The organism is Novosphingobium sp. TK71, from assembly GCF_055361505.1.
In genome coordinates this window covers 678,914-704,083 of sequence record NZ_CM143962.1, presented here as the reverse complement: position 1 = coordinate 704,083, position 25,170 = coordinate 678,914, and the positions used below count along the sequence as shown (strand labels likewise).

Annotated in this window: 22 protein-coding genes; 11 read left to right on the top strand and 11 right to left on the bottom strand. The window is 66.2% G+C overall.

Annotated features, from left to right (window positions below; all coding sequences use genetic code 11):
- Positions 1 to 13 precede the first annotated feature (13 nt).
- From mce to gor, 4 genes are all read right to left on the bottom strand, one after another.
- Positions 14 to 451: a methylmalonyl-CoA epimerase gene (gene mce, locus ACXJ16_RS03130; RefSeq protein ID WP_054440867.1), complete on the bottom strand. Its 438-nt coding sequence runs from the start codon at positions 449 to 451 to the stop codon at positions 14 to 16.
- The gene (gene bktB, locus ACXJ16_RS03125) at positions 448 to 1,629 is read right to left on the bottom strand and encodes a beta-ketothiolase BktB (protein ID WP_463921239.1); all 1,182 of its coding nucleotides are present in this window, start codon (positions 1,627 to 1,629) and stop codon (positions 448 to 450) included. The genes mce and bktB overlap by 4 nt, the downstream gene beginning before the upstream one ends.
- A gap of 102 nt (positions 1,630 to 1,731) precedes the next feature.
- Positions 1,732 to 3,258: an acyl-CoA carboxylase subunit beta gene (locus ACXJ16_RS03120; RefSeq protein WP_454797357.1), complete on the bottom strand. Its 1,527-nt coding sequence runs from the start codon at positions 3,256 to 3,258 to the stop codon at positions 1,732 to 1,734.
- A 337-nt stretch (positions 3,259 to 3,595) separates the two neighbouring features.
- Positions 3,596 to 4,942 carry a glutathione-disulfide reductase gene (gene gor / locus ACXJ16_RS03115; RefSeq protein WP_324695800.1) on the bottom strand — a complete coding sequence of 449 codons (1,347 nt, stop codon included), beginning with the start codon at positions 4,940 to 4,942 and terminating at the stop codon, positions 3,596 to 3,598.
- A 298-nt stretch (positions 4,943 to 5,240) separates the two neighbouring features.
- On the opposite strand from gor, the gene ACXJ16_RS03110 reads away from it, so the two are divergent.
- Positions 5,241 to 5,888, top strand: coding sequence for an RBBP9/YdeN family alpha/beta hydrolase (locus tag ACXJ16_RS03110; RefSeq protein WP_463921236.1), 648 nt, complete (start codon positions 5,241 to 5,243; stop codon positions 5,886 to 5,888).
- 69 nt (positions 5,889 to 5,957) lie between these two features.
- Here the strand turns inward: ACXJ16_RS03110 and pgi are convergent, their stop codons facing one another.
- The gene (gene pgi / locus ACXJ16_RS03105; protein WP_463921234.1) at positions 5,958 to 7,478 is read right to left on the bottom strand and encodes a glucose-6-phosphate isomerase; all 1,521 of its coding nucleotides are present in this window, start codon (positions 7,476 to 7,478) and stop codon (positions 5,958 to 5,960) included.
- A 179-nt stretch (positions 7,479 to 7,657) separates the two neighbouring features.
- Here pgi and lepB point away from each other — a divergent pair, with 179 nt between their 5' ends.
- Genes lepB through ACXJ16_RS03085 form a run of 4 tightly spaced genes read left to right on the top strand, consistent with a single transcriptional unit; the run spans position 7,658 to position 11,174 of the window.
- The gene (lepB, locus tag ACXJ16_RS03100; RefSeq protein WP_082370523.1) at positions 7,658 to 8,542 is read left to right on the top strand and encodes a signal peptidase I; all 885 of its coding nucleotides are present in this window, start codon (positions 7,658 to 7,660) and stop codon (positions 8,540 to 8,542) included.
- On the top strand, positions 8,543 to 9,211 hold the full coding sequence (gene rnc / locus ACXJ16_RS03095; RefSeq protein ID WP_054440863.1) for a ribonuclease III: 669 nt from the start codon (positions 8,543 to 8,545) through the stop codon (positions 9,209 to 9,211).
- Positions 9,208 to 10,101, top strand: a complete 894-nt coding sequence (era, locus tag ACXJ16_RS03090; protein ID WP_054440861.1) for a GTPase Era — start codon at positions 9,208 to 9,210, stop codon at positions 10,099 to 10,101. Before rnc ends, era begins: the two co-directional genes overlap by 4 nt.
- The gene (locus ACXJ16_RS03085; protein ID WP_463921232.1) at positions 10,101 to 11,174 is read left to right on the top strand and encodes an SGNH/GDSL hydrolase family protein; all 1,074 of its coding nucleotides are present in this window, start codon (positions 10,101 to 10,103) and stop codon (positions 11,172 to 11,174) included. The genes era and ACXJ16_RS03085 overlap by 1 nt, the downstream gene beginning before the upstream one ends.
- On the opposite strand, the gene ACXJ16_RS03080 is transcribed toward ACXJ16_RS03085, so the two are convergent.
- A complete protein-coding gene (locus ACXJ16_RS03080) occupies positions 11,171 to 12,571 on the bottom strand; it encodes an MFS transporter (protein ID WP_463921230.1) in 1,401 nt (466 codons plus the stop codon). The genes ACXJ16_RS03085 and ACXJ16_RS03080 overlap by 4 nt on opposite strands.
- Positions 12,572 to 12,760: 189 nt before the next feature.
- Between ACXJ16_RS03080 and ACXJ16_RS03075 the strand changes: the two genes are divergently transcribed.
- A complete protein-coding gene (locus ACXJ16_RS03075) occupies positions 12,761 to 14,272 on the top strand; it encodes a glycosyltransferase family protein (RefSeq protein ID WP_463921228.1) in 1,512 nt (503 codons plus the stop codon).
- 3 nt (positions 14,273 to 14,275) lie between these two features.
- Here the strand turns inward: ACXJ16_RS03075 and ACXJ16_RS03070 are convergent, their stop codons facing one another.
- From ACXJ16_RS03070 to ACXJ16_RS03060, 3 genes are all read right to left on the bottom strand, one after another.
- Entirely contained in the window at positions 14,276 to 14,455 is a 180-nt protein-coding gene (locus ACXJ16_RS03070; RefSeq protein WP_054440854.1) for a hypothetical protein, read from the bottom strand.
- The gene (topA, locus tag ACXJ16_RS03065) at positions 14,452 to 17,121 is read right to left on the bottom strand and encodes a type I DNA topoisomerase (RefSeq protein WP_463921227.1); all 2,670 of its coding nucleotides are present in this window, start codon (positions 17,119 to 17,121) and stop codon (positions 14,452 to 14,454) included. Before topA ends, ACXJ16_RS03070 begins: the two co-directional genes overlap by 4 nt.
- A 131-nt stretch (positions 17,122 to 17,252) precedes the next feature.
- Entirely contained in the window at positions 17,253 to 17,882 is a 630-nt protein-coding gene (locus tag ACXJ16_RS03060) for a DUF7847 domain-containing protein (protein WP_463921226.1), read from the bottom strand.
- Positions 17,883 to 18,046: 164 nt separating this feature from the next.
- Between ACXJ16_RS03060 and ACXJ16_RS03055 the strand changes: the two genes are divergently transcribed.
- Complete coding sequence (locus ACXJ16_RS03055; protein WP_463921225.1) at positions 18,047 to 19,018, top strand: 2OG-Fe(II) oxygenase; 972 nt, start codon at positions 18,047 to 18,049, stop codon at positions 19,016 to 19,018.
- Positions 19,019 to 19,031: 13 nt separating this feature from the next.
- Here the strand turns inward: ACXJ16_RS03055 and dprA are convergent, their stop codons facing one another.
- Both dprA and plsY read right to left on the bottom strand, forming a co-directional pair.
- On the bottom strand, positions 19,032 to 20,186 hold the full coding sequence (gene dprA / locus ACXJ16_RS03050) for a DNA-processing protein DprA (protein WP_463921223.1): 1,155 nt from the start codon (positions 20,184 to 20,186) through the stop codon (positions 19,032 to 19,034).
- Positions 20,183 to 20,770 (bottom strand): glycerol-3-phosphate 1-O-acyltransferase PlsY, encoded by a 588-nt coding sequence (gene plsY, locus ACXJ16_RS03045; RefSeq protein ID WP_132468970.1) that lies wholly within the window; start codon positions 20,768 to 20,770, stop codon positions 20,183 to 20,185. The genes dprA and plsY overlap by 4 nt, the downstream gene beginning before the upstream one ends.
- A 157-nt stretch (positions 20,771 to 20,927) precedes the next feature.
- Here plsY and murI point away from each other — a divergent pair, with 157 nt between their 5' ends.
- The 4 genes from murI to ACXJ16_RS03025 all read left to right on the top strand — a co-directional run bounded on the left by murI (position 20,928) and on the right by ACXJ16_RS03025 (position 25,137).
- Complete coding sequence (murI, locus tag ACXJ16_RS03040; RefSeq protein WP_463921222.1) at positions 20,928 to 21,737, top strand: glutamate racemase; 810 nt, start codon at positions 20,928 to 20,930, stop codon at positions 21,735 to 21,737.
- An 8-nt stretch (positions 21,738 to 21,745) separates the two neighbouring features.
- Positions 21,746 to 22,558 (top strand): MBL fold metallo-hydrolase, encoded by an 813-nt coding sequence (locus ACXJ16_RS03035; protein ID WP_324695820.1) that lies wholly within the window; start codon positions 21,746 to 21,748, stop codon positions 22,556 to 22,558.
- A 95-nt stretch (positions 22,559 to 22,653) separates the two neighbouring features.
- Positions 22,654 to 23,868 (top strand): 5-aminolevulinate synthase, encoded by a 1,215-nt coding sequence (gene hemA, locus ACXJ16_RS03030; protein WP_054440846.1) that lies wholly within the window; start codon positions 22,654 to 22,656, stop codon positions 23,866 to 23,868.
- A gap of 168 nt (positions 23,869 to 24,036) precedes the next feature.
- A complete protein-coding gene (locus tag ACXJ16_RS03025) occupies positions 24,037 to 25,137 on the top strand; it encodes an NADH:flavin oxidoreductase/NADH oxidase (protein ID WP_463921220.1) in 1,101 nt (366 codons plus the stop codon).
- Positions 25,138 to 25,170 lie beyond the last annotated feature (33 nt).

Sequence of the window (25,170 nt, the reverse complement as noted above, 5' to 3'; positions counted from 1 at the left end):
GCCGTGATCTTTCTCAGTGAGCGCCCTTGGGCGTTTCCATGATCTCTGTAAGCTGGCCGCCCATGTCCCTGGGGTGGACGAAGAAGATCAGCGTCCCATGCGCGCCCATGCGCGGCTCACCCAGCACGCGCTTGCCAAGGCTTTCGAACCAGGCCTTGGCGGCGTGAATGTCCGGCACTTCGTAGCAGATGTGGTGCTGGCCCCCGAGCGGGTTCTTCTCCAGCCACTTGCCCACGGCCGAATCCGTCGCGGTCGGCTGGAGCAGCTCGATCTGCGTGCCTGCCGTGCCATCCTCACCCGGCGTATTGACGAAGCAGACGCGCACTTGCTGGCTTTCCAGCACGAACGGCTCGGTAATATCGGTGGCGCCCATCACGTCCCGGTAGAACGCGATCGAGGCGTCGAGATCGGGCGTGGCGACGCCGATGTGGTTTAGACGGCCGAGCTTCACGCCACGTTCTCCAGCACGAGGGCGATGCCCTGCCCGCCGCCGATGCACATGGTGACAAGGCCGTACTTCCCGCCCGTGCGCTTCAGCTCGTACATGCACTTGATGGCGAGCATCGTGCCGGTCGCGCCGACCGGGTGGCCGATGGACACCCCCGAACCGTTGGGGTTCACCTTCTCCGGATCGAAGCCGAGCACCTTGGACACGGCGGCGGCCTGCGCGGCGAAAGCCTCGTTGCTCTCGATCACGTCGATCTGGTCAAGCGAGAGCCCGGCCCGCTCCAGTGCCACCGGCACGGCCTTGATCGGGCCTTCGCCCATGTAGGCGGGCTCGACGCCGGCATGGCCCCAGGCGACGATCTTCGCAAACGGCTTGAGGCCCCGCTTCTCGACTTCCGAGGCCGTCGCCAGCACCACGGCGGCAGCACCGTCGTTGATGCCCGAGGCATTGCCTGCGGTGACCGTGCCGTCCTTCTTGAACGCCGGACGCATCGCGCCGAGCGTCTCGACGGTGGTGTCCGCGCGGACATGCTCGTCGGTATCGAATACGGTCACGCCCTTGCGGGTCTTCACTTCGACGGGGAGGATCTGCTCCTTGAAGCGGCCTTCCGCGATGGCCTTGGCGGCGCGCTGATGACTGGTCGCGGCAACCGTGTCCATGTCCTCACGCGAGATGCAGTGGCGTTCGGCCACGTTCTCGGCGGTGATGCCCATGTGGTAGCCGCCAATGGCGTCCGACAGGCCCAGGGTCAGCGCGTCTTCCTGCGTGTTGTCGCCCATCTTCTTGCCCCAGCGCACGCCGTGGTCGTGATAGGGCACGTTCGACATCGATTCGGCGCCGCCCGCGACGGTGATCCCCGCCTCGCCCAGCTTCATCATCTGCGCGGCCGAAACGATCGCCTGCACGCCCGATCCGCAGAGGCGGTTCAGCGTCAGCGACGGCACTTCGAACGGCACGCCTGCATTGAGGCCGATAACACGGCTGAGCATCTCGTCCCTGGCGCTGGTCGGCATGACCTGGCCGATGACGATATGGCCAACGTCCTCAGGCGAAACGCCTGCACGGGCCAGCGCCTCGGTCACGACCTTGCCGCCGAGATCGGACGGCATGAACGACTTCAGCGAGCCGCCGAAATCGCCGACTGCCGTGCGTACGCCGCTGACGATGTAGATGTCTTCCATGACCTGACTTCCCAATCTGGTTTTTCGATGCGTGCCGTCTTTCGCGGCTGGAGTGGATCGCGGCGCTCGCCCCCAGGCGATGCGCCGCGATCCGTGACGCGATCAAAGCGGAATGTTGTCGTGCTTCTTCCAGGGGTTTTCGAGGCTCTTGGTCCGCAGCTTGCGCAGACCCAGCGCAATGCGCTTACGGGTCGAGTGCGGGTAGATCACCTCATCGATGTAACCCCGGCTCGCCGCCACGAAGGGGTTGGCGAAGCGGTCTTCGTATTCCCTGGTCTTCTCGGCAATGCCTTCGGGCGAAAGGCCGCGGAAGATGATCTCCACCGCGCCCTTGGCGCCCATCACCGCGATTTCGGCGGTCGGCCAGGCATAGTTGAGATCGCCGCGCAGGTGCTTGGACGCCATGACGTCGTAAGCGCCGCCATAGGCCTTGCGGGTGATCACGGTGATCTTCGGCACGGTTGCCTCGGCATAGGCGAACAGCAGCTTGGCGCCGTGCTTGATGATGCCGTTGTGCTCCTGATCGGTGCCCGGCAGGAAGCCCGGAACGTCCACGAAAGTGATGATCGGGATGTTGAAGGCATCGCAGAAGCGCACGAAACGCGCGGCCTTCTTGGACGAGTTGATGTCCAGCACGCCCGCCAGCACCATCGGCTGGTTGGCGACGACGCCCACGGTCTTGCCCTCGATACGGCCGAAACCGACGATGATGTTGCCCGCATGCAGCGGCTGGACCTCGAAGAAGTCACCCTCGTCGAGCGTCTTCCGGATCACCTCATGCATGTCGTAAGGCTGGTTGGCCGAAGGTGGGATCACGGTGTCGAGGCTTTCCTCGGCACGGTCCCACGGATCGGCGCAGGGACGCTCGGGCACTTCCTCACGGTTGTTGAGCGGCAGGAAGTCGAAGAAATCGCGCGCCGCCAGCAGCGCCTCGATGTCGTTTTCGAGCGCCAGGTCGGACACCGAAGTCTTGCTGGAGTGCGTGATCGCGCCGCCCAGTTCCTCTTGCGTGACAACTTCGTTGGTCACGGTCTTCACCACGTCCGGCCCGGTGACGAACATGTAGGACGAGTCCTTCACCATGAAGATGAAGTCGGTCATCGCAGGCGAATAGACCGCGCCGCCGGCGCAAGGCCCCATGATCAGCGAAAGCTGCGGCACCACGCCCGAGGCGAGCACGTTGCGCTGGAACACTTCGGCATAGCCGCCGAGCGAGGCCACGCCTTCCTGGATGCGCGCGCCGCCGGAATCGTTGAGGCCGATCACCGGCGCGCCGACCTTCATCGCGTTGTCCATCAGCTTGCAGATCTTCTGCGCGTGACGGTGCGAGAGCGAGCCGCCGAACACGGTGAAGTCCTGGCTGAACACGAAGACGAGGCGGCCGTTGATGGTGCCCGAGCCTGTGACCACGCCGTCTCCGGGGATCTTCTGGCTCTCCATGCCGAAATCGGTGCAGTCATGTTCGACGTAGAGGTCGAACTCCTCGAAGCTGTCCTCATCCAGCAGGATATCAAGGCGTTCGCGCGCGGTGAGCTTGCCCTTGGCATGCTGCGCGGCAATGCGCTTTTCGCCCCCGCCCAGCTTTGCGGCGGCGCGGCGCTTTTCCATCTCGGCGATATTGGCTGACATCCGGGTTCCCTTGGCAGTGACCTTGACGGCACGAATTCGTTGCCCTGCTAAGGCAGGTTGAAGCGCCAAGGTCAATAGTTTTAATCGAACGGTTAAACCACAAAAGCGGCAGCTTCGCGTCGATTTCGCCCCACCGATGTGTTTGCACGGGCCAAGATCGCCTGCACGGATTGATCCCGCCGACCTTGCGGTTTTCCGCCGCTCCTTGCCTCCAACGGAAAAGGCGCCGCGACTGTATGGACAGTCACGGCGCCTCTCTATTCCGCCGGGGGCAAAGCACCGGCCGATCGCGGCGATGACCGCTGGTCGGACAGGACTGTCCAACCAGCGACCAGCCTTACTTCATGAGCACGAGTTCTTCCGACATCGTCGGGTGAACCGCGACGGTGGCGTCGAAGTCCGCCTTGGTGAGCCCGGCCTTCACCGCGATGGCAGCGGCCTGGATGATCTCGGGCGCATCCGGCCCGATCATGTGCAGGCCGACGACCTTGCCCGTCGTGCCCTCGCAGACCATCTTGTAGAGCGAGCGCTCGTTGCGATGCGCCACGACGTTCTTCATCGGGCGGAAGTCGCTGGTGTAGATTTCCACCGAACCCAGCTGCTGGCGCGCCTGCGCTTCCGTCAGGCCCACTGCGCCGATCGGCGGGTGGCTGAACACGGCGGAGGGGATGCAGCCATAGTCCACCGTCGTCGGCTTGTCGCCGAACACGGTATCGGCAAAGGCCTGCCCTTCGCGGATGGCGACGGGGGTGAGCTGCACCCGGTTGGTCACGTCGCCCACGGCATAGATGTAGTCGACATTGGTCTGCGAATAGTCATTCACCCGGATCGCGTTCTTGTCGTCAAGCTCCACGCCGACGTTCTCCAGCCCGAGCCCCTCGATATTGGGTACGCGGCCGGTGGCGAAGAGGACGCAGTCCACCTCGATCGGTTCGTGATTGGTCATCGAGACGGTGAGCGAACCATCGGCGTTCTTCTCGATGCCGCGGAAGTCGGCATTGAAGCGGAAGTCGATGCCCTTGGTGATCGAGATCTGGAGGAGACGATCGCGCATGGATTCGTCATAGCCGCGCAGAAGCTGGTCCGAGCGGTTGATGAGCGTCACCTTCGATCCGAACTGGTGGAAGATGCCCGCGAACTCGTTGGCGATATAGCCTGCGCCCGCGATCAGGATGCGCTTGGGCAAGGCATCGAGGTGGAACGCCTCGTTGGAGGTGATGCCGTGTTCGTGGCCGGGGCAGGACGGCACCATCGGGCGGGCGCCCGTGGCGATGAGGATGACCCTGGCGGTCTTCTTCTCGCCGCTGGCCAGCGTGATTTCGTGCGGGCCGGTGATCGCGGCGCGCTCGTGGAATATCTCGACCTTGTTGTTCTCGAGCGTCTGCGTGTAGATTCCGTTCAGCCGGTCGACGTCGCCCAGCACGTTGTCGCGCAGCTTCACCCAGTCGAACGTCGCTTGCGGAATGTCCCAGCCGAACTGCCTGGCGTCCTCGAGGTCTTCGGCGAAGTGCGCGCCGTAGACCAGCATCTTCTTGGGAACGCAGCCGCGGATCACGCAAGTGCCGCCGACCCTGTACTCTTCGGCCACCGCCACGCGCGCGCCGTGCGCCGCCGCGATCCGGCTGGCGCGCACGCCGCCCGATCCTGCGCCGATGGTAAAGAGGTCATAGTCGAATTCTGGCATGCACTTGGCTCCTGCTGCGCCGGCCTGGTTCCGGGCACCGGCGCATATGGGGCAGGACATCGCCGATTGCCAACGGGTGTTTTGCCCACCCCCATCGCCTCCACCCGCATCCCGCAAGGCCGCCCGCACGCCATGTCGCCGCAGAAGCGCGGGAACGGATCGTCGAAACGCGCGCTCCGCTGGCCGCAAATGCATTGTCAACTAAAACAGTTGAGTTTATAGGAGTCGCATCGAGAGCCGCTCCCTACAGGACAGCCTGCGCCGGCGGACATCCCCTCCTGCATCGGGAGAAGAGAGAATGGCAAAGACGAACCAGCACGCAACACCCGCGCAAGAGCCCCTGGTGCTGCTCATCCCCGGTCTTGACGGCAGCGGCCCCGGTCACTGGCAGCGCCGCTGGGCCGAAGAGATGGACAATGCCCAGATGGTCGACCTCGGCCTCTGGGAAAAGCCGCATCGCAACACCTGGATCAACCGCCTGAACCTATCGGTCCAGCGCGCCGGCCGGCCGGTGGTGCTGGTGGCGCACAGCCTCGGCTGCCTGTTGACGGCATGGTGGGCGAAATTCGAACAGCCCGGCTGGTCTTCGCCCGTCGTGGGCGCGCTGCTGGTGGCCCCGCCGGAAGTGGACTTCTTCCCGCGCGACGACCGCCTGAACGGCTTCGCGCCGACGCCGAGCGACGAACTGCCCTTCCCCTCGATCCTCGTGGCCAGCCGCAACGATCCGTGGATCGGCTTCCCGACTGCGCGGCTGCTGGCCCGCCAATGGGGCAGCCAGTTCGTGGACGCGGGCGAGACCGGCCACATCAATGCGGATTCGAAGATCGGAAGCTGGGAAGACGGCAAGCAGCTGCTTCGCCAGTTGACCGGCAGCGCCGCTGCCTCTGCCCGGCACTACCCATCGGCCCATGCCGACGGGTCGGACGGCCTTGAACTGGGCCACTGAGCGCCAGGGCCGAATTCAGCAACAAGCCGAAGGGGGCATGATCACGCCCCCTTCGGCTCAGGCTCTCGTTCAGGCGATCCCGGAAAGCTGAAGCAGCGCCTCGGTCGAAGGATCGAACGTGGTGCCGCCCTTCTCGATCTGCTTGGCGATCTCCTTGCCCAGTTCCACGCCGAACTGGTCGAACGGGTTGATCCCCATCAGCACGGCATTGGCGAACGTGCGGTGTTCATGGAACGCCACGAGCGCGCCGAACGTGGCGGGCGAGACTTCGTCGAGCAGGATCGTCGCCGAGGGACGGTCCCCCGGATAGGCGCGCGCGGGATCTTCGCTGCCCTTGCCCGCCATCAGCGCCGCGCCCTGAGCGAAACAGTTCGACAGGAGGATGCGGTGATGCGCGGGGTTGAGATCGTCGCCCGGCGCGATGGCGGCGATGAAGTCCACCGGGACGAGGTTGGTGCCCTGGTGGAGGAGCTGAAACACCGCATGCTGGGCATCGGTGCCGACTCCGCCCCAGGTGATCGGCGCGGTCGGCGCGACCACCGGCGAACCGTCCACCTTCACGCTCTTGCCGTTCGATTCCATCTCCAGCTGCTGGAGATAGTCGGGCAGCAGGGCGAGACGCTCGTCATAGGCGAAGACCGCGCGGGTCTGGCAGCCGCGCAGGCGCGTATAATACTGGTCGGCGAAGGCGGCGCGCAGCGGCAGGTTGTCGAGGCCGTCGGCGTCGCGGAAATGGATGTCCATCGCGGCCGCGCCGTCCAGCATTTCGGCGAAATCCGGCCAGCCCAGCGCCATGGCGACCGGGAAACCGATCGACGACCACAGCGAGTAGCGGCCGCCCACGCTTTCCGAGAACGGCAGGATGCGGGTTTCGTCCACCCCCCACTCCATCGCCTTGTCCGGCGCGGCGGTCAGCGCGACGACGCGGCCGTACGGGTCTTCGACGCCGTGCTCGCGCATCCAGCCCAGCACGCTGTCCGCATTGGTCATCGTCTCGATGGTGGTGAAGGTCTTGGAAGCGACCGCCAGCATCGTCGTGGCCGGATCGCACTTTGCGAACGCGGCTTCGAGCGCGCATCCGTCGATATTGGAGACGACATGGACGTCCACCATGGCACCGTCGCGGGCCAGCGCGTCGATCGCCAGCGCCGGGCCGAGCGCCGATCCGCCGATGCCGACGTGGATCAGGTGCTTCACCTCGCCCATGGCGCCGCGGTGGATGGCCTCGACGATGGCGGCCATGCGGGCATGGTTCTCGAACGCGGTCGCGACGCCTTCCTCGCTGCCGACACCGCGCTGGGCGGTATGCTCGGCCGCGCGGCCTTCCGTCTGGTTGACGATCTCGCCCGCGAACAGCGCCGCGCGGCGACCGTCGAAGTCCATCGCGACGGCCAGTTCCTCGAAGGCGGCGACATGGGCGGCATCGAGGTGAGTCTTCGACCAGTCGAACCGGATTGCGCCGGGGCTGGTCTCGTCACCGAGTTCGAGACGGGTCGCGAGCAGGTCCAGACGGCCGGAATCGGCGTCGAAAAGCTCGGAAAGCGTCGGTTTGGGCAATGCTTCCAGCTTGTTCCACACCGCTTCGCTCATGCCATGGTTCCTTGTCTCAGGGTTGGGGGCCAGCCTTATGCATAGCAGGCGGGAGAAGGCCAAGGTCATTCTTGTGCACAGATGCACGTCGGGAACATGACGTTTTTGATCGATACCGGTACGCTTTCCCTCGGTATCTCACTTGACGGATGCCCCTGCGCGCAACAAGGGTTCGAGCCATGAGCGACATCGAAACCGCGACTTCCGGCCTCACCACCGAAACATCTGCCGCGCCCGCGCCGGGCGCCAGCGGAAAGCCTGTCAAAAAGGACGCCAAGAAGGATGCCAAGAAGGACGAGGGCTTCTTCTCCTTCCTCCTCTGGCTGGTTCTCGGCGTGGTGGTGCTGCGCAGCTTCATCATCTCGCCCTTCAACATCCCCAGCGAGTCGATGCTGCCGCGCCTGCTGAACGGGGACTACCTGTTCGCGTCCAAGTGGTCCTACGGCTATTCGAAGTATTCGCTGCCCTTCAGCCTGCCGCTGATCCCGGGCCGCATCCTCGCCAGCCAGCCCGATCGCGGCGACGTGGTGATCTTCAAGGCGCCTCCCGGCAACGACGTCGACTACATCAAGCGCGTGATCGGCCTGCCCGGCGACGAAGTGCAGGTGAAGGGCGGACAGGTCTGGCTCAACGGCAAGGCCGTGCCGCGCGTCAAGCAGCCCGATTTCGTGCTGCCGGTCACCGCCAACACCCATTGCTACGCACCGGAGTTCGAGGGCAAGGACGCCGCGGGCGACCCGGTCTGCAACTATCCGCAGTTCCGCGAGACGCTGCCCGGCGGCAAGAGCTACAACGTGCTCGACCTCGGCCAGACCCCGCAGGACGACACCGGCGTCTATATCGTGCCCGAAGGCCACATGTTCCTGATGGGCGACAACCGCGACAACTCGCTCGACAGCCGCTTCCCGGCGATCGAGGGCCAGGGCATCGGCATCGTCCCGCAGGACAACCTGGTGGGCAAGGCCGCCGTCATGATGTTCTCCACCAACGGCGGCGCCGAATGGCTCAAGCCCTGGACATGGTTCACCGCCGCGCGCTGGAGCCGGATCGGGAGCGTGATCTGAGTGCTTGACCAAAAGGACCGCGAGTTCCTCGCCGGCGTCTCGGGCGGCAAACCCGCCGACGAGGCACTCTGGCTAGCCGCCCTTACCCACGGCAGCACCGGCGAGAAGCGCAATTACGAACGACTGGAATTCCTCGGCGACCGGGTTCTCGGACTCTCGGTCGCCGAATGGCTTTTCGAAAACAGCGAGGAAGCGGAAGGCCGCCTCTCGCAGCGCCTCAACGCGCTCGTCAGCCGCCAGACCTGCGCACAGGTCGCCCGTCAGATCGGCCTCGGCCCGCACATGCGGCTGGGCAAGCAGGCCCGCGACGATGGCGGCCTCGACAGCGACAATATCCTGGGCGACGTGATGGAGGCGCTGATCGGCGCCTGTTTCACCGAGCGGGGCTTCGAAGCCGCGCGCGATATGGTAAGGGCTCTCTGGGCCGAACCGATGCAGGGCAAGACGGGCAAGCGCAAGCATCCCAAGTCCGCCCTGCAGGAATGGGCGGCGGGCAATCGCCGCCGCACCCCCGAATACAAGCTGGTCGAGCGTTCAGGCCCCGACCATGCCTCGCAGTTCACCGTCGAGGTGGCAGTACATAATGTCGGCGCAGCGCGTGCCACGGCCAATTCCAAGCAGGATGCCGAAACCCGCGCCGCCGAGGAATTCATGAGGAAATTCGCATGACCCAGCATTGCGGTCTCGTTGCCGTCATCGGCGCCCCCAACGCGGGCAAGTCCACGCTCGTCAATGCGCTCGTCGGGCAGAAAGTGGCGATCGTCTCGGCCAAGGCCCAGACCACCCGCGCGCGCCTGATGGGCATTGCCCTGCTCGATGAAACGCAGATCATCCTGGCCGACACGCCCGGCATCTTCGAGCCGCGCCGCAGGCTCGACCGCGCGATGGTCGCCGCCGCCTGGGAAGGCGCGCAGGAAGCGGACGCCGTGCTGCTGGTGGTCGATCCCATCAAGAAGCGCCGTCATGAACTTGAGCCCCTGCTCGAAGCCCTGGCCGCGCGCCCGGAACGCAAGATCCTGGTCATCAACAAGGTCGATGCCGGCGCCAAGGAACCGCTTCTCGTGCTGGCCCAGGAACTGACCGGCAAGGTCGAGTTCGACGAAGTGTTCTTCGTCTCGGCGCTCTCGGGCGACGGCGTGCCCGAACTCAAGACCCATCTTGCCGGGCTGATGCCCGAAGGCCCCTGGCACTATCCCGAAGACCAGGTGTCCGACGCCAGCGAACGCCTGCTCGCCTGCGAGATCACGCGCGAGCAGCTCTATCGCCAGCTTCACGAGGAGCTGCCCTACGACGCCGCCGTGCGCCCCGAAGGCTACGAGCAGCGCAAGGACGGCTCGGTGGAGATCCGCCAGCAGATCGTCGTCACCCGCGACAACCAGCGCGCCATCGTGCTGGGCAAGGGCGGTTCCAAGATCAAGTCCATCGGCGAGGCCGCCCGCAAGGAACTGGCCGAAGTGCTGGGCCAGAAGGTCCACCTCTTCCTGCACGTCAAGGTCGAGGAAAACTGGGCCGACGCCCGCGACATCTACGAAGAGATCGGGCTGGACTGGGTCAAGTAATGACGCGAATCACGTCGACGGCGATCACGGCCGCCGTCCTGCTGCTGGGCGGCTGCGCCACCCCCTACATGAAGGCCCGCGCGGCCGAGAACGACCAGGTCGCCGCCGTCGAGGAAAGCCTTGCCGGTCAGCGCTATGTCGCGATCGGCTCGTCGTTTGCCGCCGGCCCGATGCTGCCCCCCGCCAAGCCCGGCGCGCCGGTGCGCTGCGGGCAGAGCATGAACAATTACCCGACCCTGCTGGCCGAACGCTTCGGCATGGTCCTGACCGACCGTTCCTGCTCGGGCGCGACGACCAACAACGTGCTGGGTCCATGGGGCGACATTCCGCCGCAGATCAACTCCGTCACCCCGCAGACGCGGCTGGTGACGGTGACCATCGGCGGCAACGATCTCAACTACATCGGCAACCTTTTCACCGCGACCTGCCTCTACCGCGCCAGCCAGTTGCCGCCCGGCAGCAAGCGCGCCGCCTGCGGCACGGTGAAAGTGCCCACCGAAGTCGAATATGCGCGCGACGAGATGCAGATGATGGAGATCGCGCGCCGCATCCGCACGGTGGCCCCGCGCGCGCGGCTGGTCTTCGTGCAGTACCTCAATCCGCTGCCGCAGCCCGGCTCGCTCTGCGCCGCCACGCCGATCAGCGAGGAACACGCCGCGATAGTCCGCCGCATCGGCCTGCGCCTGTCCGAGATCACCGGCCGCGTGGCACAGGCCTACGGCGCCATCGTCGTCGAGATGAACCAGTCTTCGGCCGCGCATACGCCCTGCGATGCGGTGCCGTGGATGATCGGCTCGCCCGAGGGTTATGATGGCAGGCAGGGCCTGCAATGGCACCTCAATTTCGCCGGAATGCAGGCAACCGCCAACGACATCGGCTGGTGGCTGACCCGCAGCGGCGTGAAGCAGACGAAGCCGACGGTAACCGTCCAGCCGCAGTCCGTACCGCAAGGTGTACCCACGATCGTCGTGCCGCCCGCCGTTCCCGGCACCGCGCCCACGCCGAAACCGTCCCCCACGCCCACCGCGACGCCGACAGCCTCAATCGGCTCGGGCAAGACGAGCCGGCGCTAGGCCCTTTCCGCCAGCCTCCACCGCGCGAGGCTGGCGATGGCCGCGATGGCCGCCAGTCCGGCGGCCATCAGCATCGGCGCCGGCCCCTGTCCCGCGCCGAGCGAGAGCATCGCCCCGATCATCGCCGCGCCGAGCGTCTGCCCGAACAGGCGCCCGGTAGCGAGCAACCCGCCCGCCGCCGCCGAGCGCTCCCGCGGGGCATTGCCCACGATCATGCGCGCGTTGGGCGAGAAGAACAGACTGAAACCGAACGCGGCCACGACCAGCCGCCAGGCAATTGCGAAAGCGCCGGCATGCTCGGGCAGGAAGCCGAGCAGCACCAGCCCGGTCACCGCGATGGTCATTCCCACCAGTCCCATGATCGAAGGCGAGACGTGGTCCGACAGCCACCCCGCAAGGGGCGCGACGACCAGCATCGTCAGGGGAAACGGCAGGACCAGCAGCCCGACCTGCTCGGCGCTGTAGCCCATGTCCTGCTCCAGCCGGAACGGCAGCGCCACGATCAGCGCCGCCGAACCGATGAAGGCGGCGACGGCGGCGATGGTGGACAGCCCGATGGCGGGACGGGCCATGAGGTCCACCGGAAACACCGGGCTCGCTTTCCCGCGCTCCCGGCGGGCCAGCAGCAGGGCCGATCCGATGCCTGCCAGCGCCGCCGCAATGCCCGGTTCCACCATGCCGCCATGCGCCGCCAGTTCCACCCCGCCGATCAGCAATACGAAGCTACCCGCACTCCACAGGCCCGATACCCAGTCGAACGGCGTGTCTCCGCGTTCGGGATCGGGCAGGAAGCGCCCGATCACCAGCGAGATCAGGGCGAACGGCACCGCCGCCACGAAGACCCAGCGCCAGTCGGCATGGGCGACGATGAAGCCGCCCAGCACCGGCGCCAGCGCGTTAGACGAAGCGACGATCACCGAATTGATGCCCAGCCCGCTGCCGAGCCGCGCCTTGGGGTAGATCTGCCGGATCAGCGCGGTACCGACGCTCATCGCCATGCCCGCACCAAGCGCCTGCCCGGCGCGGATCGCCAGCAGCATCGGCAGCGAGTTGGCGAGGAATGCCAGCGCCGAGGCTGCCATGAAGATCACTTGCCCCGTCTGGTAGACCCGCCGCAGCCCCAGCCGCTCGCCAAGATTGGCAAAAGGCAGCAGGGCCATGACCATGACGAGTTGGTAGACCGTCACCACGTTGACGACGACGCCCTGCTCCACCGACAGTTCGCGGGCGATCGTCGGCAGCGCCACATTGGCAATGGTCCCGTCGAGCACGAACAGGGCCGTGCCGAAGGAGATCGCCACGATCGCCCACAGCCTGCGCGGCATCGGCAGGCCGGAATCGTGGTCATCAACGGCAGCGGGTTCGAGCGCCGCCTCTTCGTCTCGCATACGCAGCATGGCACTCCAACGCCCGAGTTCGGGATCGGTCGCAAGCTGCCCGGTGTAAGAATTTGTCGCAAGCCATACGAAAGTCCGTCCCCGTCACGCGGTAGTCGCCGGACTGCAATCTTGGCGCGCCATGAAGCCCCTGCCCTTGTCACCCGCCCGGCTTCCTCCAACGGCGATGGGGGCTGAAAGGGTCGCGCAATGATCGCAATCGGACGAGCGACGGCAAGGCGCCTTGCCGCACACCCCGGCTTCACGGCCGGGCGGCGGCTCGGTATCGCCTCGCCCCTGCTCTATCTCGCGGCCGGTTTCGTGCTGAGGCTTGCGATGTTCGGCAAGCCGGCATTCCAGTCGGACGAACAGTTCTACCTGCTTGTCGGCCAGCGCATGGCCGAAGGCGCCCTGCCTTACGTCGATATCTGGGACCGCAAGCCTTACGGCCTGTTCCTCCTTTATCGCAGCCTGATCGCGCTGCCTGCCGATCCGGTGTTGGCGTATCAGCTTGCCGGGCTGCTGTTTTCGGTCCTGACGGCGCTGGCGATCGAGCGCATGGCCCGCCGGATCGCACCCCCGCGCGGCGCGCAGGCGGCGGGGCTGGCCTACCTGATCTACCAGCCGGTGTTCAACGTGGCGCTGGGGCAATCGCCGGTGTTCTACAACCTGCCTGTCGCCCTCGCCGCAATGCTGGCGATCGGTGCATTCGCGCGCAGGCAGGACGCCGCACTCGGCAGGCGCGGCCTCGGCGTCATGCTGCTGCTCGGCCTTGCCATGCAGATCAAGTACAGCGTCGTCTTCGAGGGGGTCGGGCTCGGGCTCATGCTGCTGTCACGGGGGATCCGCGATGGCTGGAGCCTGCCGCGCCTCGGCGCGACGGCGCTGCTCTGGGCCGGAGCCGCCCTCGCCCCGACGCTTGCGGTCTGGGCAGGCTATGCCCACACCGGGCATGGCGAGGCTTTCGTGCAGGCCAATTTCCTCTCGATCTTCGGCCGCATGACCGACCAGAAGGACGCCTTCGCCCAGCTTGCCAAGGAGGCGCTGGCGCTGATCCCCTTCGCGCTGGCCATCATTCTGGCGCCGCGCCGCTTGTCGCCCCTGCCCGCCTTTCATCCGGCTATCCTGACCGGCATCCGCATCTGGGCGCTCAGCGCCGTGCTAGGGTTTCTCGCGTTCGGGACGTGGTACGATCATTACCTCGGCCCGGTGCTCGTACCGCTCTGCGTCCTGGCCGCCCCTGCCTTGGCACGCAGCGCCCCGGGCGAGCGATGGTACGGACGGTTGCTGCTCGGGTTCGGCCTGCTCGGCGCCGTCATCGTCCCTGCGCTGCAAGTCCGCGAGCGCGGAACCTCGACCGAGTTCGCCGCCGCCAGCGCGGCCGTATCCCGCGAATTGCACGGCCGCTGCCTCTACGTCTACGAAGGCGACAGCGCGCTCTATCGCACCACCCGCGCCTGCATCCCGACACGCTTCGCCTATCCCAGCCATCTCAACGCGATGAACGAAGCCGGAGCGCTCGGCGTCGATCCGGTGGCGGAAGTCTCCCGCGTGCTCGCCTTGCGTCCCGGCGTGATCGTGGTCGCGGAATCGAGCCGCCCCAACCAGCCCAATTTCAGAACGCGGGCGCTGATACGAAACGCCCTCGCGCGCTCCTACGAGCGCTACGAGGGCGTGGTAATCGGTACGCGGAAATTCGGTCTCTACCGCCTCAGGCGGTGAACCTCAGCGCGCCTTGGCGACGGCGATGCCGTGCTGGCGCGCGGCATCCTTGGTCGATTCCTCGGTGCGGTTGAGGGCCTTGGCGATTTCCTTCAGGCCCTTGCCCTTTCCGGCGAGAACCTGGAGCTTCTGCAGTTCCTCCGGCTTCCAGGGCTGCTTGTGCTTGGCGATCTTGTCGCTCATTCCGCGGCTTCCTTCTTGGCCTTGGCCGGAGCCTTGGCAGCTGTCTTTTTGGCGGCAGGCTTCTTTGCAGCAGGCTTCTTCGCGGCGGCGGGCTTTTCTCCGTCGTCCTTCGCGGCAGCCTTCTTAGCCGGAGCCTTCTTGGCCGGAGCCTTCTTGGCCGGAGCCTTCTTGGCGGCGGCCTTCTTCGGCGCTGCCTTCTTCTTGCCCTTGGCCGGCCCCTTGGCGGCCTTTTCATCGATCAACACGATCGCCTGCTCGGCGGTCAGATCTTCCGGCTTCTGGTCACGCGGGAGGGTGGCGTTGGTGGTGCCGTCGGTGACGTAGGGACCGTAACGGCCCGCCAGCACCTTGATCTCGCCGCCCGAAGTCGGGTGAGCGCCCAGCACCTTGATCGGCTCTGCCGCGGCACGCGAACCGCGCGCACCGGCGCCCGCCGCCGCTTCGGCAAGCTTGGTGACGGCCATGTTCATACCCGTCTCGAACACTTCGGCGGTCGAACGCAGGCGGGCATACTTGCCGTTATGCGCCAGATAGGGACCGTAGCGGCCGATGCTGGCGGTGATGTCGTTGCCGGTTTCCGGGTGCGGGCCGATGGTACGCGGCAAGCTGAGCAGCTTGATCCCCCACTCCAGCGTCAATTCGTCGATGTCCTTGGGGATCGACGCGCGCTTGGCTTCCTTGCCCTCGCCGAGCTGGATGTAAGGTCCGAACCGGCCGGTGCGGCGGACGATCTCGAGCCCGGTCTCGGGGTCCTGGCCCAGCACCTCGTCGTCGCCGCCCTCGGCACTGCCGCCGGGCTGCGCGAACTTGCGCGTGAACTTGCACTCCGGATAGTTCGAGCAGGCGACGAAGGCACCATAACGCCCGCCGCGCAGCGACAGGCGGCCTTCGCCGCACTTGGGGCAAAGGCGCGGATCGGTGCCGTCGGCCTTCGGCGGGAAGAGGTAATCGGACAGGAATTCGTCAAGCGCCTCAGTCACTTCCGAGGGCTTCTTCTCCATGACCTCATCCGACTTCGGCTTGAAGTCACGCCAGAAGGCTTCGAGCAGCGCCTTCCATTCCTGACGGCCGCCGGAGACGTTATCGAGTTCGTCCTCCATGCCCGCCGTGAAGTCATAGGCGACATAGCGCTGGAAGAAGCGTTCGAGGAACGATGTGAGAAGTCGGCCCGATTCCTCTGCAAAGAAACGGTTTTTCTCGGTGCGGACGTAGTTGCGATCCTTGATGACCTGGATCGTCGCCGCATAAGTCGAAGGACGGCCGATGCCCAGTTCTTCCAGACGCTTGACCAGGCTCGCTTCCGAGAAGCGCGGCGGCGGCTGGGTGAAGTGCTGTTCGGCGGTGACGTCCTTCTTGGCGGGCATGTCGCCCGACTTCATGAACGGCAGCAGGCCGCCTTCCTCATCGTCGGACTTGTTGTCCTGCCCTTCCTCGTAGACCGCGAGGAAGCCCGGGAACTTCACGACCTGGCCCGAAGCGCGCAGCTCGTGCTGGCCGGTGCCGTCCCGCAAGGTAACGGTGGTCCTCTCCAGCGCGGCCGAAGCCATCTGGCTGGCCATGGCGCGCTTGAAGATCAGGTCGTAAAGGCGCGCCTCATCGCCCGAGCCGAAGCGGTCGCGGGTGAACTCGGTCGGACGGATGGCCTCGTGCGCTTCCTGCGCGTTCTTGGCCTTGGTCTGGTAGATGCGCGGCTGCTCGGGCAGGTAGTGCCCCGAGAAACGGTCCGTGATCGCGGCACGTGCGGCGGAAATCGCGCTCGGGTCCATCTGCACGCCGTCGGTACGCATGTAGGTGATGGCGCCCGCCTCGTAGAGCGTCTGCGCCACGCGCATCGTCTGGCTGGCCGAGAAGCCGAGCTTGCGTGCCGCCTCCTGCTGCAGCGTCGAAGTGGTGAACGGCGGCTGCGGGTTGCGTTTGTGCGGCTTGGTCTCGACCGACTCGACCTTGAAGGCGCCGCTTTCGACGGCGGCCTTGGCACGCATCGCGGTGCCTTCCTCGCCGATGCTCAGGCGGTCGAGCTTCTTGCCCTCGAACGCCACGAGCTTGGCGGTGAAGTCCGTGCCGTCATGCGCCATCTGCGCCGCGACCGACCAGTACTCCTGCGGCTTGAACGCCTCGATCTCGCGTTCGCGATCGACGATCAGGCGCAGCGCCACCGACTGCACGCGGCCGGCCGACTTGGCGCCCGGCAGCTTGCGCCAGAGCACCGGCGACAGCGTGAAGCCGAACAGATAGTCCAGCGCGCGGCGGGCGAGGTAGGCATCGATCAGGTCCTGGTCCAGCTCGCGCGGCTGGGTCATCGCCTTGGTGACGGTTTCCTTGGTGATGGCGTTGAAAGTGACGCGCTGCACGTCCTTGGGCAGCACCCGGCGCTTGGCCAGCAGCTCGCGCACGTGCCACGAAATCGCCTCGCCCTCGCGATCAGGGTCAGTCGCGAGGATCAGGCGATCGGCCCCCTTGGCGGCATCGGCGATCGCCTTCACCTGCTTCTGCTTGTCGCCGTAGAGCTCCCAGTCCATCTCGAAACCCTCGTCCGGACGGACGGAGCCGTCCTTGGGCGGAAGGTCGCGGACATGGCCGTAGCTGGCGAGAACCTTGTAGTCCTTGCCGAGGTACTTCTCGATGGTCTTCGCCTTGGCCGGCGATTCTACGATGACTAGCTGCATACTTTTAGACTCTGTGTGCCCCTAAGCGCCAATGCGCCCTTACGCGTGCGCATATACGTGTACGCATAGGGTGGGAAGCGATTGAGGGCTTCGTCAAGCGCGGAGATTCGGCGCCCGACATTCCGCCCGGTTCAGGCGAAAAGCGATTCCAGATCGTCGCGGCGCTCGCCCAGCAGGCGGAAGGCTGCCGCCACGATGGCCCAGTTGCCCACCGTGAACACGGTAACCATCAGGTTGAGCAGCACTGTCTCGACCCAGCCCGGCGTCGCTCCAGAAAATCCGAGCGAGAAGCCGATGCCCACCAGAATGACCAGCGAAGGCACCGCCAGGACCAGATAGACGAGCATCAGCGGAAGCCAGTTTTCCCGTGTCGCATCCCAGCTCGACGACAGCGATTCCGAAGCCCGCTGCCCTTCGGTCACCACATAGGCCGGCGCCAGCGCCCACCGCACGGCAAGGAACAATCCCGGCAGCACGAGGAATATCAGACCGACGATGATACCCAGCCCCGCCAGCATACTGGCGCCGAGCATCGATCCGAACCGCCGCCGCTCCGAACGTACGGAGAGCACTTGCTCAAGGAAGATATACTGGACGAAAACGCTCGAAATGATGCCGCTGAAGTTGCCGAGCTTGTCGGAAACGAGGTCCATCACGGCAAACCCCGCCGTCATCGCCGCCACCAGCGGGATGATCAGTGCCTTATGCTCCCGCAGGATGGCGAAGGCCTCTCCCGTGATATCTCCAAAGCTGATCTTCATTCGCGTGCTCCCCCGATCCCTGTCCGCAGCCCAATAGCATCAACGCGTTACCGATCCTTCTCCGCGGCGCAATAGCCGTGAAGCGATACTGCCGCCGCCGCGACAGCGCTTTTGCATAATCAGGGCCACTGGCAGGCTTTTCGCAAGTTTGCCATACCGGCGCCATGCAGAATACCGACACCATGGCACAGACGGAACTGGATCACGGCATCGCCCTGTTCACGCAAGGCCGCAAGACCGAAGGCCTGACGATCATCCAGCGCCTTGCCGTCGGAGGGCTGGCACGCGCGATATACACGCTGGGGATCATGCGCTGGGGCGGCGATATCGAGCAGGATCCCGTCGATGCCCGGCGCCTCTTCGAACTTGCCTCCCTGCGCGGCGATGCGGATGCCCATGTTTTCGCGACCAATCTCCTGGCGAACGGCGTGGCCGGGCGCAGGGACTGGCAGGCCGCCCTTGCCCGGCTCCGGCTCGAGGCAACGAAGATCGCGCCCCGCCGCAAGGCCCTGGACCTGATCGGCTCCATGAAGCTCGACGCGGAGGGTAACCCGGTTGGGCAAGCCATAGCGGAACAGGCGAGCTCCGCTCCGTTCGTGCAGGTGTTCCGGAAGCTCTTCACACGGGAAGAATGTGATTACGTCAGCGCCCTGGCGTCCAGCAGCTTCCAGCCCTCCATGGTCTACAATCGGCAACGCGAGCTGGTGCGGGACCCGATCCGCTCTTCCGATGGCTCGGTCCTGCACTGGCTGCTCGAAGACCCTGCGATCCATGCCCTGAACCGCCGCATCGCCGCGCTTGCCGGGCTCCCTCCAGAGAACGGCGAAGCGGCGCAAGTGCTGCGCTACCGCGATGGCCAGCAATACCGACCGCATTACGATTTCGTGCAAGCCTCCCCCAACCAGCGCGTCACCACCGTGTTGGTCTGGCTGAACGACGGTTATGAAGGCGGAGAGACCGCCTTCCTCAAGACCGGCCTGCAACTGAAAGGCCGTGTCGGCGACGCCGTGCTGTTCCGCAATGCGCTGCCGGACCGCAGCCTCGATACCCTCACCGAACATGCCGGCCTCCCCGTCACCCGGGGCACGAAGCTGCTCTACAACCGCTGGATTCGCGAAAACCGCTGGGCACCCTAAGCGACCGCGCCCTTTACCCGAGGCTGACCCTTCCGCCAGCATGGCGCAGCAGGCGCCCGCCGATCTCGAGTTCCAACAAGGCCAACTGGACCGAAGCCGCGCCGGCGCCCGATTGCCGGATCAGTTCGTCCACCGTCACCGGAGCGGTTGTCAGAAGGTTCTCGATATCCCCGTCCAGATCGGCCGGCGGGGCGCCGAGATCCACGTCGGAAACGGCATGCCATGCTGCCGAGACTTCGCGAAAGCTGCTGCGCGGCAAGCCGTCGAAGCCCGACAACAGCTCGATCACATCCTCCACCGACTGCACGAGCATCGCGCCGTCACGGATGAGCTGGTTGCAGCCATGGGAACGCGGATCGAGCGGCGATCCGGGAACGGCCATGACTTCCCGGCCCATCTCGCCCGCCAGCCTTGCGGTGATGAGCGAACCGGATTTCGGCGCGGCCTCCACCACCAGCGTTCCGGCAGCAAGCCCGGCGATGATGCGGTTGCGGGTCGGGAAATGGCGGGCCAGCGGTTCGGTTCCGGGCGGCTGCTCAGCCAGCATCAGGCCTTCCCGGGCGACCCGTTCCTGCAAGGCGGCATGTTGCGGGGGATAGGCGATGTCGATGCCGCTGGCGATCACGCCTACCGTTCCGCCCGGCGCCCCCGACGCGAGAGAACCCTCGTGCGCCGCGCCGTCTATCCCGCGCGCCAGTCCGGAGACGACCGTGAAACCGGCCTCCGCCAGTCCATGCGCGAAATCCCGCGCGATGCGCACGGCACCTGCCGAAGCGTTGCGCGCGCCCACCACCGCGATGCACGGGCGTGACAGCATGGCACTGTCGCCGCGAAGGGTGAGGATAGGCGGCGCGCCTTCGGAATGGGTGAGCAGCGCCGGATAGTCAGGCGAATCGTGAAACAGGTACCGCGCGCCGGCCTTGCGGACTTGCGCGATCTCGGCGTGGACGGCGCGCTCCGGGGCGGCCTGGTAAGGCTTGCCCGCCCTGCCCGCGAGACCCGGCAGCGCCTCTATCGCCGCCCGGGCGCCGCCGAAGCGGCCCATCAACTGCATGTAAGTGACCGGGCCGACATTGGGGGAACGCAGCAGCCGGATGCGCGCGAAGGCTTCCTCCTGCGAAAGCGTTTGCCCTTGCTCCCCCAGAGCCTGCCCCCCGGCTTCGCTCACGGCTTCTTGCCGCTCCCGATCTTCGGCTCGGTGCCGGCGCGAAGCCGGGCGATATTCTCACGGTGCTGGAACAGCACCACCGCCGCGATCACGGCAAGCACGGCAGAAGCCTCTCCATGCCCCAGCGCGAGCGCGGCGATGGGCGCGACCACCGCTGCCGTCATGCCCGCCACCGAGGAGATGCGCACGGTCAGCAGCAGGCCGATCCATGTCAGGGCATAGGCCAGCCCCACCGGCCAGGCGAGCCCAAAGGCGATGCCTGCCGTGGTCGCCACGCCCTTGCCGCCCCGGAAACGCAGCCAGACCGGGAAGCAGTGTCCGATAAAGGCGCCGAGCGCCGCAAGCCAGGTCCATTCCGGCAGGAAATGCGCCGCGATCAGCACGGCGGCGAGGCCTTTCAGCAGGTCGAGCAGGAGAGTGGCGGCGGCAAGCCCCTTGCGCCCCGTGCGCAGCACGTTGGTGGCGCCGATATTCCCGGAGCCGATCGAGCGTAGATCGCCGGCGCCGGCGATGCGAGTGATGAGCAGGCCGAAGGGCACCGAACCGAGAGCGTAACCCAAGACGAGGGCGAGAATCCATTCCATGCGCGTCTCTTAGCGACTTGCGCGGAAATGGCGAAGGGACTTGCAGCAATGAACATTGCTCTTTGGGCCGTTCCGCGATTAACAGGGTGCAAGGTCCAGGAAAAAACGATGTCTTCCGAACATACCAGTGCGTCGCGCTCCGCGCCGCCTTCCCGCAATGGCTGACGCCGGGCCCCCACCCGGCGCGCCGATCCTGCTGTTCGATTCGGGCGTGGGCGGGCTCACCGTGCTCGGCGAGCTGCGCAAGATCCTGCCTCAGGCGCCCGTGATCTACGCCGCCGACATGGCCGGCCTTCCCTACGGCACCAAGACCGAGGCGCAGATCACCGCGCGGGTTGCCGGGCTGCTGGGCCGCATGACCGAACGGTTCGCCCCGCGCCTCGTCTGCATCGCCTGCAACACCGCCTCGACGATCGCTCTCGGCATGGTGCGCGAGGTTCTCGAAGTGCCCATCGTCGGCACGGTTCCGGCGATCAAGCCCGCCGCCGCCATGACGCGGACCGGCGTGATCGGCCTGCTGGGAACGAAGGCCACCGTGCGGCAGGCCTATGTGGACCGGCTCGAGGAAGAGTTCGCCGCCGACAAGCAATTGCTGCGCTACGGCGGCCCCGGCCTGGTCGAAGCGGCCGAAGCGAAGCTGCGCGGCGAGCCGGTTGACCGCACCGCCATCCTGCGCGCCGCGGAAGCCCTTCGCGCCATGCCCGGCGGCGCCGATATCGACACGCTCGTCCTGGCCTGCACGCATTTTCCCCTGCTGGAAGAGGAACTCACCGAAGCCTTCGGGCCGCAGGTGCGCTTCGTTCATGGCGCGGAAGGAATCGCCCGGCAGATCGAGCGTCTCACGCAAGGCCAGGAATACGCTCGCCAGGAACCCGACCGCGCGCTATTCACCGGGCCAGGGGAATTTCCCGGAGCGTACGGCGAAGCGCTGGCACGCTACGGTCTGCTGGGGGGCGGAAGGTTTTGACGCCGCGATTGAATCTGTTTCTGCTCGTCGTGCTTCTGCTCGTCGGGGTGCCGCTTTACTGGTTCCAGTTCGATGCCAGCGCACCCGGCGCCAAGCCGCTGCCGCTGACCATCGGGAAACTGCGCCAGCTGGCCGATGAGATCCCCGGAGACAGCCCGACCCATCTGCACGAGGAACTGATCGGCTATCGCTCGGTCCTTCACAACCAGATCGCCGCCGGTGGCGGCCTGCGGCCGATCCGCCTTTCGGTTCGCGCCTTCGAACTGACGGTGCCGGATTCCGGGCCTATCATGATCGACGCGGGCACCACGCCCGCAGGGGCCGAGGAACGCCACCTCCAGGACTATGACACCGCCGCCCAGGCCCGGATCGACCGGCATGTGGAAGCGGCCGGCCTCCGGCTCGTCCTGCTCGACCACCTGCTCCACCGCGGCAACCGCGCGCTGGTATCGCCCGGCGCCCGCCCCTTGCCCGACTTTTCCGACGGCGAGCCGCACGCCGTGGCGCACGGCGTGGTGGCCATCCCGCTCAAGGGGCTGCCGAACCGCGCGATGATGGTCTACGCCCGCCTCGAAAACGGGCGCGAGTACCTGTTCACCGGAGACGTCGCCACGATCAACGAGAACTGGGTGGACGCCCGGCCGCCTGCGCGCACCTTCTCCACCGTCGGCGACGTGGACGAACGGGTGCGGATCGTGTCCTGGCTCAAGACCATAAACGCGCTCAAGCATGCCGCTCCCGCGATGTTCATCGTTCCCGGCCACGATCCCGGCCCGGTCCCCGGCGCGCTCAGAGGTTTCACGAAAGATCGATCACGGTGAGCAGGACAAGCGACTGGTCATGTCCGGAACGATCATGTATTTGCCCGCATCAACGGGTAAAAGCCCTTTCAAGGCGAACGCAGGATAGAGCCTAGGTGAACTACGAACACATCTTCGATCAGGCAATCGAGCGGCTCCATTCGGAAGGTCGCTACCGTGTCTTCATCGACATCCTGCGCAACAAGGGCGCTTACCCGAACGCACGATGCTTCGCCGGCCACAACGGCCCGAAGCCCATCACCGTCTGGTGCTCGAACGACTATCTTGCGATGGGCCAGCACCCCAAGGTGATCGAGGCCATGGAAGAAGCGCTGCACGATGTCGGCGCCGGCTCCGGCGGCACGCGCAACATCGGCGGCAATACGCACTATCACATTGAACTCGAAAGCGAACTCGCCGACCTGCACGGCAAGGAAGGCGCGCTGCTGTTCACGTCGGGCTATGTCTCGAACGATGCGACGCTCTCCACGCTCGCCAAGCTCCTGCCGGGCTGCGTGATCTTCTCGGACGAGCTCAACCACGCCTCGATGATCGCCGGCATCCGCAATTCGGGCTGCGAAAAGCGGGTCTGGCGCCACAACGACCTCGAACACCTCGAGGAACTGCTGGCCGCCACCGATCCCGCGCTGCCCAAGCTGGTCGCCTTCGAGTCGGTCTATTCGATGGACGGAGACGTCGCGCCGATCCACGCGATCTGCGACCTCGCCGAAAAGTACAACGCCCTCACCTACATCGACGAAGTCCACGCGGTGGGCATGTACGGCCCGCGCGGCGGCGGTATCACCGATCGTGACGAGGCGGCCCACCGCATCGACATCATCGAAGGCACGCTGGGCAAGGCCTTCGGCGTGATGGGCGGCTATATCGCCGCCGACCAGAAGATCATCGACTGCATCCGCTCCTATGCGCCGGGCTTCATCTTCACCACCTCGCTTTCGCCGGTGCTGGTGGCAGGCGTGCTCGCCTCGGTGAAGCACCTCAAGAGCTCCAGCGCCGAGCGTGAGGGCCAGCAGCGCTCGGCCTCCATGATGAAGCAGATGTTCCGCGACGCGGGCCTGCCGGTCATGGACTCCACGACCCACATCGTGCCCCTGATGGTCGGCGATCCGGTGAAGGCCAAGAAGATCAGCGACATCCTGCTCGCCGAATACGGCGCCTATGTGCAACCGATCAATTTCCCGACCGTGCCGCGCGGCACCGAACGCCTGCGCTTCACGCCCGGCCCGGCCCATACCGAAGAGATGATGCGGAACCTCACCGAGGCTCTCGTGGAGATCTGGGAACGCATGGAAATGCGCCTCGCCGCCTGAACGGCGCCGCGCGCTTTCGCGGTTGCAATATTTTCTTTCGAAAGGGGCTCCCCGTTAACGCGGCGGGGCCCTTTTCATTTTCCCGCGCGACCCCACGTTCGCCCGGTCGCTCCCGCGCGCCCTTCTCCCGGCGCCCTCCCCCGCGACGACGTGACCAGAAGGACTTTCATGGCCAAGCTGTTCGAGCCGATCACCATCGGCAACCTCACTCTCGACAACCGCATCGTCATCGCGCCGATGTGCCAGTATTCCGCCGAGGACGGCCGGATGACCGACTGGCACACGATCCATCTCGGCAACCTCGCCCAGTCCAGCGCCGGCATCCTCACGATCGAGGCCACCGCCGTCAGCCCCGAGGGCCGCATCTCCTATGCCGATGTCGGCCTGTGGGACGATACCACCGAGGAGGCGATGGGCACGGTCCTCGCAAGCGTGCGTCGCTGGTCCGACATGCCGATCGCCATCCAGCTTGCCCATGCCGGTCGCAAGGCCAGCACCGCCAAGCCCTGGGACGGCGGCGCCCAGATCGCTCCTGACGCCGAAAACGGCTGGCAGACGGTATCAGCCTCCGACCTTCCCTTCCTCGGCCATGAGAACCCGCCCGAGGCGCTCGACAAGGCCGGTCTCGACCGCATCCGCGAAGCCTTCGCCGATGCCGCCCGCCGTGCCGACCGGCTCGGCATCGATGCGATCCAGATCCACGGCGCCCACGGCTACCTGCTCCACCAGTTCCTCTCGCCGCTCTCGAACAGGCGCGAGGACGAATATGGCGGCAGCCTGGAGAACCGCATGCGCTTCCCGCTGGAGGTCTACGACGCCGTGCGCGCCGCATTCCCTGCCGACAAGCCGGTGACGATGCGCGTCTCCGGTACCGACTGGGTGGAAGGCGGCTGGGACGTCGAACAGAGCATCGCTTTCGCCAAGGCGCTGGAGGCACGCGGCTGCGCGGCCTATCACGTCTCCAGCGGCGGCCTCGACGCCGGACAGAAGATCCCCGTTGGCCCGAACTACCAGGTTCCGCTCGCGCGCAAGGTCAGGGAAGCGGTCTCGATGCCGGTGATCGCCGTGGGGCTCATCACCGAGCCCGAGCAGGCCGAGGCCATCGTCGCCACCGGGGAGGCGGACATGATCGGCCTTGCCCGCACCGTGCTCTACGATCCCCGCTGGCCCTGGCACGCAGCCGCCGCGCTCGGCGCGAAGGTCAAGGCGGCGCCGCAGTTCCTGCGCAGCCAGCCGCGCGTCTACAAGGACCTGTTCGTCCAGGCCTGAGCCTGCGGGCGGACAAGAAAAAAGGCCCGCCGG